The 15542-nt window shown below is 68.8% G+C and carries 19 protein-coding genes; 10 read left to right on the top strand and 9 right to left on the bottom strand.

Features of this window, described 5'->3' with window-relative positions:
• Positions 1 to 176: 176 nt before the first annotated feature.
• From MHN80_RS24725 to MHN80_RS24715, 3 genes are read right to left on the bottom strand one after another with little or no spacing between them, the layout of a single operon-like run.
• A complete protein-coding gene (locus MHN80_RS24725) occupies positions 177 to 947 on the bottom strand; it encodes an SOS response-associated peptidase (RefSeq protein ID WP_239404031.1) in 771 nt (256 codons plus the stop codon).
• A 37-nt stretch (positions 948 to 984) separates the two neighbouring features.
• Positions 985 to 1482 (bottom strand): Cys-tRNA(Pro) deacylase, encoded by a 498-nt coding sequence (gene ybaK, locus MHN80_RS24720; protein WP_239404030.1) that lies wholly within the window; start codon positions 1480 to 1482, stop codon positions 985 to 987.
• A 7-nt stretch (positions 1483 to 1489) separates the two neighbouring features.
• Complete coding sequence (locus MHN80_RS24715; protein ID WP_239404034.1) at positions 1490 to 1771, bottom strand: hypothetical protein; 282 nt, start codon at positions 1769 to 1771, stop codon at positions 1490 to 1492.
• Here MHN80_RS24715 and MHN80_RS24710 point away from each other — a divergent pair.
• Together MHN80_RS24710 and rsrA are read left to right on the top strand one after the other, a co-directional pair.
• Positions 1662 to 2468 (top strand): sigma-70 family RNA polymerase sigma factor, encoded by an 807-nt coding sequence (locus tag MHN80_RS24710; RefSeq protein WP_033206094.1) that lies wholly within the window; start codon positions 1662 to 1664, stop codon positions 2466 to 2468. The genes MHN80_RS24715 and MHN80_RS24710 overlap by 110 nt on opposite strands.
• Complete coding sequence (gene rsrA / locus MHN80_RS24705; protein ID WP_004023453.1) at positions 2465 to 2752, top strand: mycothiol system anti-sigma-R factor; 288 nt, start codon at positions 2465 to 2467, stop codon at positions 2750 to 2752. The genes MHN80_RS24710 and rsrA overlap by 4 nt, the downstream gene beginning before the upstream one ends.
• A gap of 91 nt (positions 2753 to 2843) precedes the next feature.
• Here the strand turns inward: rsrA and MHN80_RS25960 are convergent, their stop codons facing one another.
• Entirely contained in the window at positions 2844 to 2918 is a 75-nt protein-coding gene (locus tag MHN80_RS25960; RefSeq protein WP_369758845.1) for a 50S ribosomal protein bL37, read from the bottom strand.
• 238 nt (positions 2919 to 3156) lie between these two features.
• Here MHN80_RS25960 and MHN80_RS24700 point away from each other — a divergent pair, with 238 nt between their 5' ends.
• Together MHN80_RS24700 and MHN80_RS24695 are read left to right on the top strand one after the other, a co-directional pair.
• A complete protein-coding gene (locus tag MHN80_RS24700; RefSeq protein ID WP_033206071.1) occupies positions 3157 to 3372 on the top strand; it encodes a biotin/lipoyl-binding carrier protein in 216 nt (71 codons plus the stop codon).
• Positions 3373 to 3412: 40 nt separating this feature from the next.
• Positions 3413 to 4918 carry a sensor histidine kinase gene (locus MHN80_RS24695; protein ID WP_064570867.1) on the top strand — a complete coding sequence of 502 codons (1506 nt, stop codon included), beginning with the start codon at positions 3413 to 3415 and terminating at the stop codon, positions 4916 to 4918.
• 122 nt (positions 4919 to 5040) lie between these two features.
• Here the strand turns inward: MHN80_RS24695 and MHN80_RS24690 are convergent, their stop codons facing one another.
• Positions 5041 to 5295: a WhiB family transcriptional regulator gene (locus MHN80_RS24690; RefSeq protein WP_004023450.1), complete on the bottom strand. Its 255-nt coding sequence runs from the start codon at positions 5293 to 5295 to the stop codon at positions 5041 to 5043.
• A 415-nt stretch (positions 5296 to 5710) separates the two neighbouring features.
• Here MHN80_RS24690 and MHN80_RS24685 point away from each other — a divergent pair, with 415 nt between their 5' ends.
• Positions 5711 to 6952: an MFS transporter gene (locus tag MHN80_RS24685; protein WP_239404029.1), complete on the top strand. Its 1242-nt coding sequence runs from the start codon at positions 5711 to 5713 to the stop codon at positions 6950 to 6952.
• Here the strand turns inward: MHN80_RS24685 and MHN80_RS24680 are convergent.
• On the bottom strand, positions 6856 to 7806 hold the full coding sequence (locus MHN80_RS24680; protein WP_180819381.1) for a diacylglycerol kinase family protein: 951 nt from the start codon (positions 7804 to 7806) through the stop codon (positions 6856 to 6858). The genes MHN80_RS24685 and MHN80_RS24680 overlap by 97 nt on opposite strands.
• A gap of 130 nt (positions 7807 to 7936) precedes the next feature.
• On the opposite strand from MHN80_RS24680, the gene MHN80_RS24675 reads away from it, so the two are divergent.
• Complete coding sequence (locus tag MHN80_RS24675; protein ID WP_004023447.1) at positions 7937 to 8368, top strand: hypothetical protein; 432 nt, start codon at positions 7937 to 7939, stop codon at positions 8366 to 8368.
• Positions 8369 to 8430: 62 nt separating this feature from the next.
• Positions 8431 to 9219 (top strand): ParA family protein, encoded by a 789-nt coding sequence (locus tag MHN80_RS24670; protein ID WP_004023446.1) that lies wholly within the window; start codon positions 8431 to 8433, stop codon positions 9217 to 9219.
• Positions 9220 to 9263: 44 nt separating this feature from the next.
• Here MHN80_RS24670 and MHN80_RS24665 read toward each other — a convergent pair whose 3' ends face one another.
• A complete protein-coding gene (locus tag MHN80_RS24665; protein ID WP_239404028.1) occupies positions 9264 to 10538 on the bottom strand; it encodes a hypothetical protein in 1275 nt (424 codons plus the stop codon).
• Between the two features lie 10 nt (positions 10539 to 10548).
• On the bottom strand, positions 10549 to 12168 hold the full coding sequence (locus MHN80_RS24660) for a DEAD/DEAH box helicase (RefSeq protein ID WP_239404027.1): 1620 nt from the start codon (positions 12166 to 12168) through the stop codon (positions 10549 to 10551).
• A 299-nt stretch (positions 12169 to 12467) separates the two neighbouring features.
• Here MHN80_RS24660 and MHN80_RS24655 point away from each other — a divergent pair, with 299 nt between their 5' ends.
• On the top strand, positions 12468 to 13181 hold the full coding sequence (locus tag MHN80_RS24655) for a ferritin-like fold-containing protein (RefSeq protein ID WP_064570864.1): 714 nt from the start codon (positions 12468 to 12470) through the stop codon (positions 13179 to 13181).
• Positions 13182 to 13305: 124 nt separating this feature from the next.
• The gene (locus MHN80_RS24650) at positions 13306 to 13536 is read left to right on the top strand and encodes a DUF3107 domain-containing protein (protein WP_004023442.1); all 231 of its coding nucleotides are present in this window, start codon (positions 13306 to 13308) and stop codon (positions 13534 to 13536) included.
• A gap of 84 nt (positions 13537 to 13620) precedes the next feature.
• Here the strand turns inward: MHN80_RS24650 and MHN80_RS24645 are convergent, their stop codons facing one another.
• Positions 13621 to 14376, bottom strand: coding sequence for a TetR/AcrR family transcriptional regulator (locus MHN80_RS24645; RefSeq protein ID WP_239404026.1), 756 nt, complete (start codon positions 14374 to 14376; stop codon positions 13621 to 13623).
• A 66-nt stretch (positions 14377 to 14442) separates the two neighbouring features.
• Between MHN80_RS24645 and MHN80_RS24640 the strand changes: the two genes are divergently transcribed.
• A complete protein-coding gene (locus tag MHN80_RS24640; RefSeq protein WP_064570863.1) occupies positions 14443 to 15486 on the top strand; it encodes a DUF3152 domain-containing protein in 1044 nt (347 codons plus the stop codon).
• Positions 15487 to 15542: the final 56 nt, after the last annotated feature.

The raw sequence follows: 15542 nt of genomic DNA, 5'->3' as shown, positions 1-15542 counted from the left end.
ACCACCAAGGAACCCCAGTGAAAAGGCTGACACAGGTCAGCGAATACCCCGCGCCCACAACACAATCAGACGCTCACGCACCGCAAACCCACCCGCCTGAAACCTCATCCACGGATTCAGGCTGAGGAGCGAGCTTGCGAGCGTCCACCGTTCCCTGAGGAGCGAGCTTGCGAGCGTCACGAAGGGTTCAGCAGCTCGGGTCCGTTGTTGGCGACCCGGTTGACGAGTGGGGCGACCTCGCGGATCGCGATGGCGTCGACCAGCGACTCGGCCGGCGGGGCGAACAGGTCGTCGGGTGCGCGGCCGTCGGGATCGAGCCAGGCATCCCAATTGTCGTACGGCATGATCAGCGGCATCCGGTCGTGGACATCGCGGAGTTCGCCGACCGCGTCGGTGGTGAGGATGGAACAGCTGAGCAGCGGGGGCTGATCGGGTGAGTCGGGGCCGGTCCTGGGGTGCCACACCGACCACAGGCCCGCCATGAAGAGCCGGGTTCCGTCTTGCGGGGACATGTAGAACGGGATCTTGGTCGGCTTGCCCTTGCTGTCGGCGGGCCCCTTCTTCCACTCGTACCAGCCGTCCATCGGTACGAGGCAACGCCGCGACTTGACCGAGGAGCGGAACGAACTCTTCTCCGCTGCGCTCTCGGCGCGCGCGTTGAACAGCAGCGGCCCCTTCCCGACCTCTTTGGCCCACGGCGGCACCAGGCCCCAACGCATCGCCCGGATGCGCAACAACGGATCGTCGTCGGGCTGCCCGGGTGAGTGTCGTTTGACGACGGTCATCACGGTCGTCGTCGGTGCGACGTTGTAGTTCACGCCCGGCGACCGGGGAGTGGCATCGAGATCGGTGGAATCCTCACCCGCGGGGTCGGGTACCTCGTTCACGGCGTCGATCTCTGCCGCCAGCTTCGCCGGGTCGGTGGTCACCGCATAGCGTCCGCACATGGTGTCCATGCTGCCCTAATGGTGCGACAGCGGGCGACTAGCGTGCGGCGATGTCGGCGACAACGGCCTCGGTGATCGTCACCAGATCGGCCGGGGCCAGTTCGATCTCGAGGCCGCGTTTGCCCGCGCTGCACAGCACCTTGTCGAACGCCGTCGCCGAGGAGTCGATCACGGTGGGCAGCAGGGTTCGCTGGCCGACCGGGGAGACGCCCCCGAGGACATAACCGGTGGTCCGGGTGACGGCCTTGGCCTCGGCCATCGTCGCCTTCGACGCCCCGAGCGCGGCCGCCGCCGACTTCAGCGAGAGCTTGCCGGGCACCGGGACCACCGCGACCGCCAGACCGGATCGTTCACCGCCGGACAGTTCGATGACCAGCGTCTTGAAGATCTGCTCGGCGCGTACGCCGAGGGCGTCGGCGAGTGCGGCGACGGCCTCCGCACCGTAGGCCTCGGATCGGGGATCGTGTGCGTACCGATGCACGGAGTGGGCGATTCGAGCGCGTTCGAGAGCGGCGATCGCCGGAGTGGACGCCATCGTTCGGTCACCTCCTGGTGGTGGTGGGCAGGGACATCGTGGGGACGCGACCCGTCGCCGGCGTGGGCCGGGCGTGGCGATCACGACGGCGACCCGGGAACAAACCGCCGGTCGTGCTCTGTTGGGACTGTTCGGACAACGGACGTACGCACACGGACACGAAGGAGGTCGGGAGGCAGATGAGTACCGCGGCCGTGATGGAACTCCCGCAGCGCACCGAACCGAGGTCGCTCTCGGTGGGGGACGGGTCGGTAAGCTTGATCGACAACATCTCCGTGATGCCTCCCATCGAAGGGATCGTAGTGTCCGACACAGAAGCATCCGACACAGAGTCGTCCGAGACCGGCCGAACCGGGACCGCCAAGGCGCCCCGCCGGGCCGATCCGAACGAGTCGCCGGAGCAACTGACCGAGCGGTTCGAGCGCGATGCGCTGCCGCTGCTCGACCAGATGTACGGTGCCGCGCTGCGGATGACCCGCAATCCCGCCGACGCCGAGGACCTGGTCCAGGAGACCTACATCAAGGCGTTCACCGCATTCGCCTCGTTCCGGGAGGGCACCAACCTCAAGGCCTGGCTCTACCGGATTCTCACCAACACCTACATCAACGGCTACCGCAAGAAGCAGCGTCAGCCCGCGCAGTACCCGACCGACGAGATCACCGACTGGCAGATCGCCGCGACCGCCGAGCACACCTCGCAGGGGTTGCGGTCGGCGGAGATCGAGGCGCTCGACGCCCTTCCCGACGACGAGATCAAGGCCGCACTGCAGGAGTTGCCGGAGGACTTCCGGATGGCCGTGTACTACGCCGATGTGGAAGGCCTGCCGTACAAGGAGATCGCCGAGATCATGGACACCCCGATCGGTACCGTCATGTCCCGCCTGCATCGCGGACGTCGCCAGCTGCGTGAGCTGCTGGCCGACGTCGCGCGCGAGCGCGGCTTCAACCGTTCCGCACGCGTGACGGATGCGGAGGTGGCCCGATGAGCGACGTCGATCCGGAGCTGACCCAGCTCGACTGCTCCGCCGTCATCGCCGACGTCTGGCTCCTGCTCGACAACGAGTGCGACCAGAACGCCCGCGAACGCCTCCAGGGGCATCTCGACTCCTGCCCGTCCTGCCTGGCGCATTATGGCATCGAGCAGCAGCTCAAGGCGCTCGTCAACCGCAAGTGCGGCGGCGATCAGGCCCCGCAGGGTCTGCGGGATCGCCTGCGCATCGAGATCCGCAAGACCGTCATAGTGCACGAGGTCACCGAATCCGAACGGTGACGCCACGAGCACACGAAAAAGCCCGGGCGGCCTGATGGCCGTACCCGGGCGTTTTTCGCTGCTCGTTCGCCGAGACCGCGGTGAGCGGTGATCAGGCGTTGGGGCGCTTGCCGTGGTTGGCAGCGTTCTTCTTACGAGCACGCTTCTTGCGTCCGCGCTTTCCCATGACGCATCTCCTTCATTGCGGGGCGGGCGTCGCCGATAGCGGGCCCGCCGTGTACTGGTTCGCCCCGTGTGCTGGTTCGCACAGAGTGCTGAGACAACCCTGACATCGGCCGGGGAGGACATCCCTGCTGATCGGGACATCACAGTGTCTCAGGGATTCTCCCATGCGCCAAAAACACCTCCGCTCACGCCCCGGCACCGGAGCTTCCGGGCGGGGCGCCGTGGGCTAATTTGGGTGCATGGCAGAAGACGTGGTGGCAGAGATCGTCGCGAGTGTCCTCGAGGTGCGCGTCGCTGCGGGCGAGCAGATCGAGGTCGGCGACACGCTGGTCCTGCTCGAGTCGATGAAGATGGAGATCCCCGTGCTGGCCGAGGAGCCGGGCACGCTCGCCGAGGTCAAGGTCGAGGTCGGCGATGTCATCCAGGCCGGCGATGTGATCGCCGTCTTCGAGTAGCGGCGCCCCGCGCCGGCCGCTCGACGCCCCGTGTCCTGAGATGTCGACCCTCTCCGATCTCCTCGCCGAACACACCACGCTGTCCGACTCGGCAGCTGCCCACCTGCAACGGCTCGTCGCCGAATGGCAGTTGCTCGCCGATCTGTCGTTCGCCGACCTCCTGCTGTCGGTGCGCACGGAGTCCGGGGCGGTGGTCACCGTCGCCCAGTGCCGTCCCAACACCGCGTCGACGGTCTTCCCGACCGACGAGGTCGGCCGGGTCATCGACACGGACGCCCATCCGCAGGTGTTGCGCGCCTTCACCTCCGACCGCATCCTCCGTGACGAGGATCCGACCTGGTTCGGCGCGACGGCGATGCGGCAGGAAGCCGTCCCGGTCGGCCACGACGGCGCAGTGATCGCGGTGGCCACCCGGGCGGTCGATCTGACCCACCCGCGCCTGCCGTCGCCGCTCGAGCTCGCGTACCAGGATTCGGCCGACGACCTGTGTCAGATGGTCGCGGATGGGACCTTCCCGCACGAGGAGGGCAATCCGCGCGGACTGTCGACACCGCGTGCGGGCGACGGCTTCGTGCGTCTGGACGGCCAGGGGATGGTGACCTACACCAGCCCGAATGCGCTGTCGGCATTCCACCGGATGGGATGGACCGCCGAACTCAATCACACGCACCTCTCCGACGTCGTGAAGCAACTCATCACCGAGCCGTTCGAAGCCGACGACGTCGCCCTGATGCTCGACATCGCGGCCGGCGTGACCGAGGTGCCCACCGGTCCCTACCGTGACATCGGGATGCGGGTGGAGGCCGACGCGCGACGGGCCACGGCCCTGATCCGCGCGGTGCCGCTCCGTCCGCGTGGGGAGATCACCGGCACCGTGGTCCTGATCCGCGACGTCACCGAGGTCAAGCGGCGCGACCGCGCCCTGATCAGCAAAGACGCCACCATTCGCGAGATCCATCATCGGGTGAAGAACAATCTGCAGTCGGTGTCGGCGCTGCTGCGGCTCCAGGCGCGGCGCACGTCCAACTCGGACGCGCGGGAGGCCCTCAACGAGGCGGTCCGCCGAGTGGCCTCCATCGCACTCGTCCACGAGCTGTTGTCGGGCAGTGTCGACGAGGAGGTCGATCTCGACGAGGTCGTCGATCGGCTCGTACCGATCCTGGTCGATGTCGCGTCGGGGGAGGCGAGGGTGGCTGTGCGCCACCGTGATCGGTTGGGTGTGCTGACCGCCGAACTCGCGATGCCGCTGGTGATGGTCCTCACCGAACTCATCCAGAATGCGATCGAACATGGCTTCGACGGAGCTCCGCGCGACGACGCCGAGATCGCGGTCGTCGCCGAACGGGATGTGCGTGGGTTACGAATAGCGGTCCGCGACAACGGTTCCGGGCTGCCTGAGCAGTTCGATCTGACGACCTCGGAGAACCTCGGCCTGCAGATCGTGAAGACGCTGGTGTCCATCGAGCTCGGCGGCGAGCTCGAGGTCCGCGCCAACCCTGGTGGCGTGGGAACCGAAGTGGGTGTCTACATTCCGCTGCGCGCGTGAGACCCGGTCGCGAACCCGGTTGGCCGGCAGAGGCTTCGGCCGGAGGCGACGAGCGCGAGCACGAAAAAACCCGGCCGGGGCCGGGTTTCTTCGAATCCGGAACAGGGCCGGCCGGTGAAGGCCTAGACGCTGCTCCGGGTACGCGTACGTGCGGTACGGCGCTTGAGGGCGCGTCGCTCGTCCTCGCTCATGCCGCCCCAGACGCCGGCATCCTGGCCGGACTCGAGAGCCCACGAGAGGCAGTCGGCGGTGACGGGGCACCGTGCGCAGACGAGCTTCGCGTCGGCGACCTGCGCGATGGCCGGGCCGCTGGTCCCCACGGGGAAGAACAGTTCCGGATCCTCGTCGCGACAGATGGCCTTGTGACGCCAGTCCATTCCTCTACTCCTTCGGGCGCGTTTGCACCACTCGATCGTCGTGCTGGTGATTGTTGGCTGTAACTCTCAGTTCACGCGGCGCACCAAATGTTTCCGCGTTGTTGCTTGTGAATACTTTCACGAATCGAGCCGAAGTCAATGGGTTTGCTTAACACGTGGGCAACATCACGTCGCTCGCCTAGCACTTCGGTCGCCGACCCCCGGAGGGGGGTCCGGGCAGTGTGTCTCACGGCCTTGTAGTAGCCTACTCGTCTCGCGACGGTACTGTCGACGACTTTCTGCTGGTCGCGACCTCGACCCTGTATGAAACAGCTCGTGACGTGGCCGGACGCGCGAGGGTATTCTTCACCACATGCGCCGACGATGTTGATCCACACCGCTTGATCGGACCCACCGCAGGCTGACCGTCGCGGCAGTGGGTGCCGCCCTCCTCGAAGACCTGATCCCGCTCTATCCGCTCTACGCCGTGCTCTTCGCCGACCCCGGAGTCCCGGGCGCCGGCCTCGGGCCCGCCGAGATCTCGGCCCTGTTCGTGATCTGGTCGGTGTCGTCGGTGATCGTCGAGGTTCCCACCGGAGTGCTGGCCGACCGCCTGTCCCGGCGGAAGCTGCTCGTCGTCGGTCCGATGATCACTGCCTCGGGTTTCGCGCTCTGGACGGCGGCGCCGTCGTTCCTCTCCTTCGCCACCGGATTCGTGCTGTGGGCACTCGGGGGTTCCCTGCGGTCCGGTACGACCCAGGCCCTGGTCTACGACGAACTGGTTCGACTGGGCCGCACGCACGACTACGCACGGTTGTCCGGGCGCATGCGGGCGGCCGCGGCGCTCGGGGTCATCGGCGGCACCGCCCTGGCTGCGCCCCTGTTCTCCTGGGGTGGTTATGGCCTGGTTGGCGTCGCCAGCGTCGTCGCCTGCCTGGTGTGTTCGCTGCTGTCGGCGCTGCCCGAGACGCGCGCCGACCGGAACCGGCCGGACCACGACGACCTCGGGTCCGCAGACGGCGAACCGGACCCGGGCTGGTACGCGATCGTCCGCAGTGGCCGGCGGTCGCTGCGGACACAACCGGTGGCGCGACGGATGTTGCTGCTGGGCGTCGCCCTGACCTGGGTCGCGGCGCTCGACGAATACCTCCCGCTGCTGATCGGGTCGTTCCTGGGCGACGACGCGGGCGGGTCGGGGCACACCGATCCGGGCGGGGTCGCCCTGCTGATGATCGTGGTGTCGGTCGGCGACATCGCGGGCGCGCTCGCCGCGGGCCGGTTTCGGTCGGTTGCCGCGATCGGGCCCGCCGTGGGCCTCGGCGCCATCGCGCTCATCGGAGCCGCGCTGTGGGGGCACCCGGTGGCAGCGCTGGGCGTCGCCGTCGCATTCGGCGTTCTGGGCTGGGCGCGGGTCGTCGCCGACGCCGAACTGCAGGACCGGCTGAGTTCGACCTCGCGCGCCACCGTCACGTCGCTGGCCGGGATGGGTGAGGAAGTGGTCGCGATCCTGGCGTACGCCGGCTGGGCGCTGGGCTCGGCGTGGCTGGGGCCTGCCGGCCTCTTCGTCGTCGCCGCGCTGCCCTACGTCGTGGTCTCGGGGATGCTGATCGGCGGTGCGATGACGGTCAGCGCGTCGCGGCGATGGCGAAAGCGTATGTCGCGGAACGCCCCGATGTAATCGCCATCCATCTGCACGTCTATCGGTGCCTCGGCGTGGAAGCACACCTCGTCGACGTCGTCGTCTCGAAAGAGATGGCGCGCCTTGGGATCTGCCTGGGACAGGAGTCTGGTCGCCAGTGGGAGGTTGCGGAGGACGCCGGTGGAGGTCGCGACGAACACGCCGAGGCCGGTATGGAACCCGGTGTCGGGGTTGGTGCGGATCTCCCGCGGTCCGAGGTAGGTCCAGGGACTGGTGTTGGAGACGAAACCGAAACGGGCGCCGATGATCCGGTCACGCCCGGGGATCTCGACGTCGAAGGTGGCCGACGAGCCGGACTGTTTCAGGAAGCTGGTGATCGTGGTCCACAGGTAGCGGGCCGGGGTCGCCGTCTTGCCCGCGTGGCGCTTGTCCTCCATCGCGTGGACGACCACCGCGTCCATGCCCATGCCGGTGTTGAACAGGAACCACCGGTCGTCGGTGTGACCGAGGCCGATCCGGCGGCTCTGGCCCGCGTCGAGCAGCGAGATGATCTGCTGCGTCGCGAGCAACGGGTCGGGGTCGATTCCCAGCGTGCGGGCGAAGACGTTGGCGCTGCCGCCGGGGATCACGGCCAGTGCGGGACGGTCCCGGTCGGGGTCGCTGCTCGACGGCGGGTCGAGGAGACCGTTGGCGGCCTCGTTCACCGATCCGTCGCCGCCGTGCACGATCACGGTGTCGAAGTCCTCGGCAGCGGCGCGCGCGGCGAGTTCGAACGCGTGTCCGCGGTGGGTGGTCAGCTCGACGTCGAGGTGGAAGTGCGCGCTCAGGGTGTGCGCCAGTGCGTCGCGTCCAGCGGGACTGGTCGCGGTGGCGAACGGATTGACGATGAGCATGACGCGCACGACACCCGAGGATATGGGGTCGGGCCCGCCCGCGCGTAATCGCGCTCGTGCGGACAGGTGTGATCGCGCTCGTGTGTGGACCCCCGGCGGTGCGCGCGAGCCCACCAAATATCCTGGGGCGGTGAGCACCGACAGCGGCCGTCCGGAACCCGACACCGATCCGTCGGTGACCCCGCGCCAGATCAAGATCGCCGGTGCGGTGACGACGATCGAAGGGCTGGCCGGGGTCCTGGTCGCGGTGGTTCTCGTGGTCCGTGGCCTCGCCGGACACGAAGAGGCGGCGATCAGCGGGTACGGCACCGCGGGATGGTTCGGCATCATCGGCGGCGGGGTCCTGCTCGGCGGGCTCGCACTGCTCACCGGCCGGCGGTGGGGTCGCACGATCGCGATGATGGCGCAGATCCTGCTCCTGCCGGTGTCCTACTACATCTTCACCAGCGGGTGGGCCGTCTTCGCGGTCCCGTTGGCGTTGGCGGCCCTCGCCGCCCTCGTGATGCTCTTCAGTCCGCCCTCGGTGCGCTGGCTCGCCGAGGGGCCCGAGCCCGGCGCCTGAGGGTCGAACCGCCGGGGGTCTTACCCGACGGTTCCGGCCCGGGCGGTCGTACAGTAGGGCGCATGACGCGCATCCTCGCGATTGCCAACCAGAAGGGTGGGGTCGCCAAGACCACCACGGTGGAGTCCCTCGGGGCCGCCCTCGCCGACCTCGACGTCTCGGTGCTCGTCGTCGACCTCGACCCCCAGGGCTGTCTCACCTTTTCGCTCGGGCACGATCCCGACCAGCTCAGCTCCTCGGTCCACGACGTGCTGCTCGGTGACGAGGAGATCGCCGACGTCCTGCTCGACACCGAGGACAAGGTCACGCTGTTGCCGGCAACCATCGATCTCGCCGGCGCCGAGGCATTGCTGCTGATGCGGCCGGGTCGGGAGTACGCGCTCAAGCGGGCGCTCGCAGAGGTGGCCGAGGACTTCGACGTCGTCATCGTCGACTGCCCGCCGTCGCTCGGCGTGCTCACCCTGAACGGTCTGACCGCGGCCGACGAGGTCATCGTGCCGCTGCAGTGCGAGACGCTCGCCCATCGTGGCGTCGGGCAGCTGTTGCGCACCGTGCGCGAGGTCCAGCAGATCACCAACCCGAATCTGACGATGTTGGGCGCGGTGGCCACTCTCTTCGACGCCCGCACCACGCACAGCCGCGACGTGCTCGCCGACGTCTCCGATCGTTACGATCTGCCCGTGCTCGACCCGCCGATCCCGCGCACCGTGCGTTTCGCGGAGGCCTCGGCATCCGGAACCTCGGTGATGAGGGGTCGAAAGAACAAGGGCGCCACGGCATATCGCGCTCTGGCCGAGAATCTGTGGAAGCACTGGGAGGCCGGCGAGAAGGTCGGCACCTTCCAGGTCTGAGGCCCGCGGTCGGCGGTCTGCGCTTGCCGGTCTGCGGTTGCCGGTCAGCCCGGACCGAAGGCCTCGACGCGCGGTCCGTGCTGCTCGACCACGACGTCGCCCAGTACCCGCAGACTCACGACCGGCGCGGCCGGTGCGCTCCGTGCCAACGGGATCGACCGGATCTCACGGCCGGTCGCCACGTCGCGGACGCTGATCCCGGTCGCGCTCGGCAACAGGAGCTGTCCCGCCATCACCTGGCCGGGTCCGAGAGTGCCCGGAACCTGATAGATCGGGTTGAGCGTCTGCGCGTTCAGGACGACCGTCGCCTTGCCGGTCCAGTAGGTGACCACCCCGTCGGAGGAGATCGGGACACTCCCCGCCGGGGGTGTGGCGTCACCGGCGACGGTGTTGGTCCCGGCCGCGACGCCGTCGGTGTCGAAGCGCCGGATCGCCGGGCCGCTCTCCGCGCCGATCGTCGGGGGCTCGGCCGGTGCCGCCCCGCCGTCGTAGACGGCGATCCCCGAGGACGACATCGCGATCAGTGTCGGTGGCGGGCCGCTCACGTCGCCGGTGATGAGTGACGACCCGTACTGTTCGACGTTCTCGTCGTTCCCCAGCACCGCGCCGAGGACCGTGAGCCGATACCCGGGATCGTCGGCGCAGCGTTCGACGACGGCGACGCGATCACCGGACACCGCCGACGAGAACAACTCGCAGTCGGCACGGTCGGGCGCGTCCTCCGGGCGAACAGGTGCCTCGACCCGTCCGTACTCGATGCCGCGGACGAGGTTGGACCCCCACGTCTCCATCCGCCGGGAGCCTTGCGCGACGGCATATCCCGAGTCGGTCACGAGCCGGATCTGTGGGTCGGCGTCGCTGGTACGGGCACCCGCACGCCCCCCGGTGCCCGCGTCCAGTGCGGTCACCTCCGAGCATCCGCGGCTGTTGCGGTACACCGCCAGCGCCAGGTCCGAGCTCGCGGTCCAGGCGGTGCCGACGGTGCACAGATCGAGATCGCGACTGTACGACCAGAGTTCGCGTCCGGTCGACGGGTCGTGCCCGACCACCCGGCCACCGTTGCCGGTGACGACGACCGAAGTACCGACGGCCGGGACGGTGGTGGCGTCGGAGTCGGCCCGCCAGCGGGCGACGAAGCGCTCCGGCACGGCCTTCGCCGGTTCGATCGCGGCGGGCTCGGCCTGGGCCTGCACGCTGGTCGTGTGACGGACCGGGCTCAGCGCCCAGGCGGAGACGCAGAGGGCTGCGACGACGACCAGGATGGCCGCGGTGACCGCGAGGTCGATCGGGCGGCGCCGTTCGGGCCGGACTCGTGCCACGTGGGTCAGGTCAGTCGGCGACGGCCGCTGACGACTCGGCGCTCGCCTCGCTGCCGGACGACGCGGTCTGGTCGCCGGCGGGCGTGCGGTTGGCGCCCCCGCGGCGACGACGGCGGCGGCGCGGCTTCGAGGTGCCGTCACCGGCCGGGCTGCCGGCGTCGGCGGGTGCCGCGTCGGCCGAGTCGGCGGACTCGGTCGAGGTGGACTCGGTACCGGATGCCACCGATGCCGTGTCGCCGTCCGTCTGCCCACCTCGGGTGCGCCGGCGGGTGCGGGTCGAGCGCTTGCGGGGCTCGCGGTCCGCGCGCGTCTCCCTGGTCTCGTCGGGATCACGCGGCGGCTTGGGCGCGGCGACACGACCGGTCTTCGACTCGGGGATCGACAGATCCGAGCGGAGGTGCTCCGACGTCGAGTAGGTCTCCGGCGGGTCGGGGATGCCGAGGTTCAGCGCCTTGTCGATGAGTTCCCAACGGTGCAGCTCGTCCCAGTCGACGAGGGTCACCGCGATACCCGTGCGGCCCGCGCGACCGGTACGACCGATGCGGTGCACGTAGGTCTTGTCGTCCTCGGGGCACTGGTAGTTGATGACGTGCGTGACGTCGTCGATGTCGATGCCGCGGGCGGCCACGTCGGTCGCGACCAGCACGTCGATGGTGCCGTCGCGGAACCGCTTGAGTGCCTTCTCGCGGGCGACCTGGCCGAGGTCGCCGTGGACGGCGCCGACCTTGAAGCCGCGCTCGGCGAGGTCGTCGGCGACCTTCTGCGCGGTGCGCTTGGTGCGGGTGAAGATCATCGTCGCGCCGCGGCCGTCGGCCTGGAGGATGCGGGCGACGAGTTCGGCCTTGTCCAGCGCGTGTGCGCGGTAGGCGTACTGCTTGGTGCGATCGTGGACTGCTGAATCGTTGGCGTTCTCGGCCCGGATGTGGGTCGGCCGGTTCAGAAAGGTGCGGGCCAGGGTGACGATGGGGCCGGGCATGGTCGCCGAGAACAGCATCGTCTGACGAGGCGTCGGCAGCGCGGACATGATGCGTTCGATGTCGGGCAGGAAGCCGAGATCGAGCATCTCGTCGGCCTCGTCGAGGACCAGTATCGACACCTTGCCGAGGACGAGATGGCCCTGCTGGGCGAGGTCGAGGAGACGACCCGGGGTGCCGACCACGACGTCGACGCCGGACTGCAGCTCGGCGATCTGGGACTCGTAGGGGCGGCCACCATAGATCGAGGTGACCTTCAACGGGCGCTTGCGCCCGTCGGCCAAGGTCACCTCGAGCGACGGCGCCGCCACCTGGAGGTCGCCGGTCACCTGCACGCACAGCTCACGCGTGGGCACGATGACCAGCGCGCGGGGGGTGTTGTCCAGCGGACGGACCCCGGTCTCCTCGGCACTTGCGAGGCGATGCAGCAGCGGGATGCCGAAGCCGAAGGTCTTGCCCATGCCGGTGCGGGCCTGACCGATGAGATCGTGGCCTTCGAGCGCGAGCGGCAGGGTCAGTTCCTGGATCGCGAAGGTGTGGGTCTTGCCGTCTGCGGCGAGGGCCGAGACGATACGCTCGTCGACGCCGAGTTCGGCGAAGGTGGGCGCGGTGTGGGTGTCGTCGACGATGGTCGTCTGCACGGCGGAATCGCTCATGTGCGGTTGTATGCCTTTCTGGGCCGGTCTGCGCGCGATGTGTTTCGGTGCGCGCACGAGGAAGGCTCGAAAGTGCACGCGCATATGTCGTAGTGGCACCGGGGATGTGACCGGGTATCGCGAAGAACTCGCAGGTCCCGCGAGATCACTCGCGAGCACCGCCGTCGTCACATCCACACGCTCGCGCCGGCGAGCACGCGCGGCCGCGCAGCTCAGCGGGCAAGCGACGGGGGGTCCCGTCGGAGTGCACCGCCGTCGAGTGTACTTGGTGCCCGGCGGCGGCCCGCTACCATCACCTCATGGCGCCTGCACCCGACCCGTCCGAGTCGATCCCGTCAGCTGCGACGTCCACCACGGTGGTGTCGGCCGAGATGCAGGATTCGGCCATCGGGAAGCTGTTCGCCGTGCTGCTTGCCGGCGAGTTCGCCGCCTTCCACCGGCTCATCGAGGAGTCGGCCATGGCGCCGGACGTGCCCAGTCGGATCGCGATCGCCCGCATGGCCGCCTCGGAGGTCGGCCACTTCGACCGCCTCGCCGAGCGCGTGGAGGCGATGACCGGCCTCGGGGCGGCAGAGGCCGTCGAGCGCTACCGTTCGGTGTTCGACCAGTACCACCGCGCGACCACGCCGAAGACCTGGTACGAAGCGCTCGTCAAGGCGTACGTCGGCGACGGACTGGCGGCCGACTTCTACGCGGAACTCTCCGACATGCTGCCCCCGGACTCGCAAGCGGTGATGGCCGAGGTGATGTCGGAAACCGCCAACTCGGAGTTCGCCCGGGACCAGGTACGGGCTGCGGTCGAGGCCGATCCGTCCATCAAGTCGGCACTCGTGCTGTGGGGCCGCCGGCTGCTCGGCGAGGCCATCACACATGCACAGTGGGTCCTCGCCGCCGAGGAAGAGGTCACCGATCTGCTCTTCGCCGGCGCGAGTTCGCTCACCGGTGTCGCGGGATTCTTCGACGTCGTCGCCGGCAAACACGCCGATCGGATGGCCGACCTCGGACTCGCTTGAGTCGCACCTGACCTCCGCGATTGCCGCCGGCGCGTTTCGCTCTCAGCGGAGTGCCTGTCCCGCCGTGCAGCTGCTGCACTAGCCTTGTGCGGCAAGCGTTGTTAGACACCGAGGAGGGCGGCACATGGCCGTGGAAGTGAAGATCGGCATCACCGACAGCCCGCGGGAGCTGACCATCGCGTCGACCCTGACCAGCGACAAGGCCTTCGCCGAGGTCGAGGCGGCATTGGGTGGAAAGCAGCAACTGCTGTCCCTCGTGGACGACAAGGGCGCGCGCTACCTCATCCCCGTCACCAAGATCGCCTATGTCGAGGTGGGGGCATCGGAGAACCGGCGCGTCGGGTTCGGTTCCTGACGAGACACCCGAGCGCGTAGATCGACGAGAAAGGGGCCTGTACGCCGATGGCGTGCAGGCCCCTTCTCTTGTGCTCGAGTGGATTCAGGCAGTGCCGGTCATGGACGGCCCGCTCGCTTCGCTCCCGGCGCCGGTCATGGTCGGCCCGCTCGCTTCGCTCCCGGCGCCGGTCACACCCTCGGACTCGGCGCCCGCAGGCTGCGCCTCGGCCGCAGCCGTCTGACGCGGGAAGTGGGACAACCCGCCCCACAGCAGCGCGACCGTGGTGTCGACGGCGGTCTGCTTGTCGACGGGCCGCTTGGCCTCGAGCCAGTAGCGCGCGTTGACCTGACTGGCGCCGACGAGTCCCGACGCCAGCATGCGTGAGCGATAGGGATCGAGACCGGAGTCGTGCATGACCAGTCCGTAGACCGCGTCGACACACGCCTCGGTGGCACCCTCCACCCGCCGGATGACCGCGGGGTCGGAGGCGTCGGAGGAGAAGATCAGCCGGTAACCCGAGTTGTCCTGGTCGATGAAATCGAAGAACGCCTGGACCGCTGCGCGCACGCGCCGGCGGTTGTCCGTCGTCGTCCGCAGAGCGGTGTTGACGTCGCTGACCAGCTTCTCGGCGTGCGAATCGACGACCGCGATGTACAGGTCGAGTTTGGATGGGAAGTGTTGATACAGAACGGGTTTGCTCACGCCCGCGTGCACTGCGATCTCATCCATGCCGGCGGCGTGGTAGCCGCGTTCGACGAAGATCTCACTGGCCGCGTCGAGCAACTGCATACGTCGTGCGCTGCGCGGCAGGCGGGTGCTGCGTCCAGGCACGGCGGATGCATTGGTTGCGGTCGACATGCCCAAGAGAGTACTCGGGGGAGCTTCCTGCGCAGTATCGGTGGTCTGCTGTGAGAAAGTTGACCGGTGAGCCGCACTGAGGACGGTGGCCCCGAGCCCGAACGCGGCCGGGTGCGTGCCAAGGACGTCGGCCCGAGATCGTCGGGACGCCCCAGACCGGACCAGCCGCTTCGAGCGCGCTGGGATCCGACCGACGACAGCGGACGTCCCCGCGTCGACCGCGATGCACAGCCGGAATACAAGAAGCAGTCCGCTCTCGGGCGGTTCGTCTCGACCTACGGCTGGCGCGCGTACGCCATCCCGGTGCTCTCGATCCTGACGATCGCGCTCATCGTCGTCACCGTCCGGGACGGCCGCACCGATGCGCTCGAACCGGCTGCTGCCGCCAGCCCCGACTCCGCGGCGCGCAACACCGACATCAGCAAGGAGACCCGCCCGATCGGAGCGCCGACCGGCGACATCCAGGCGGCCGCGCTGCCGGCCGGCACGCTGCCGCAGGGTGGCCCGTTCACCGAGCGGGCCCGCAAGACCTTCCGGGTGCTGCGCGGTGGCGGTCCGCCCGTCGGTACCGGCGGTCAGGTCTACACCTACACGGTCGAGGTCGAGAACGGTCTCGACCCGCAGGACTACGGCGGTGACCCGACCTTCGCGAAGATGGTCGACACCACGCTGGCCAACCCGCGCAGCTGGATCGGCGACGGACGGGTGTCCTTCCGCAGGGTCGACCGTGGCGAGCCCGACCTGCGCATCACCCTCACCTCCACCGGCACCACCCGTGAGCTCTGCGGCTACCAGATCCGGCTGGAGACGTCGTGCTACTACCCGCCGCAGGCCCGGGTCACGCTCAACGAGGCGCGCTGGGTGCGCGGGGCCCTGTCGTATCAGGGCGACGACGTCGCCTACCGGCAGTACCTCATCAATCACGAGGTCGGGCACGGCATCGGCTATGAATCCCATGAGGCGTGCCGCGAGGACGGCGCGCTCGCGCCGATCATGATGCAGCAGTCCTTCGGCGTCGCGAACGCCGAGATCATGGCCCTCGACCCGCAGATGAAGGCCAACCGCACCTTCGTGTGCCGCCCCAACCCGTGGCCGTTCCCCACCCGCTGAGGGAATGCGGCCGCGAGCTCTGCCGTTGTGTCAGGAGTCCGTAGTCAGCCTGAACA

The organism is Gordonia sp. McavH-238-E (assembly GCF_022348225.1).
Taxonomy (GTDB): domain Bacteria; phylum Actinomycetota; class Actinomycetes; order Mycobacteriales; family Mycobacteriaceae; genus Gordonia; species Gordonia terrae.
The sequence above is the reverse complement of the archived record's forward strand: the minus strand, read 5'-3'. Positions and strand labels throughout refer to the sequence as shown.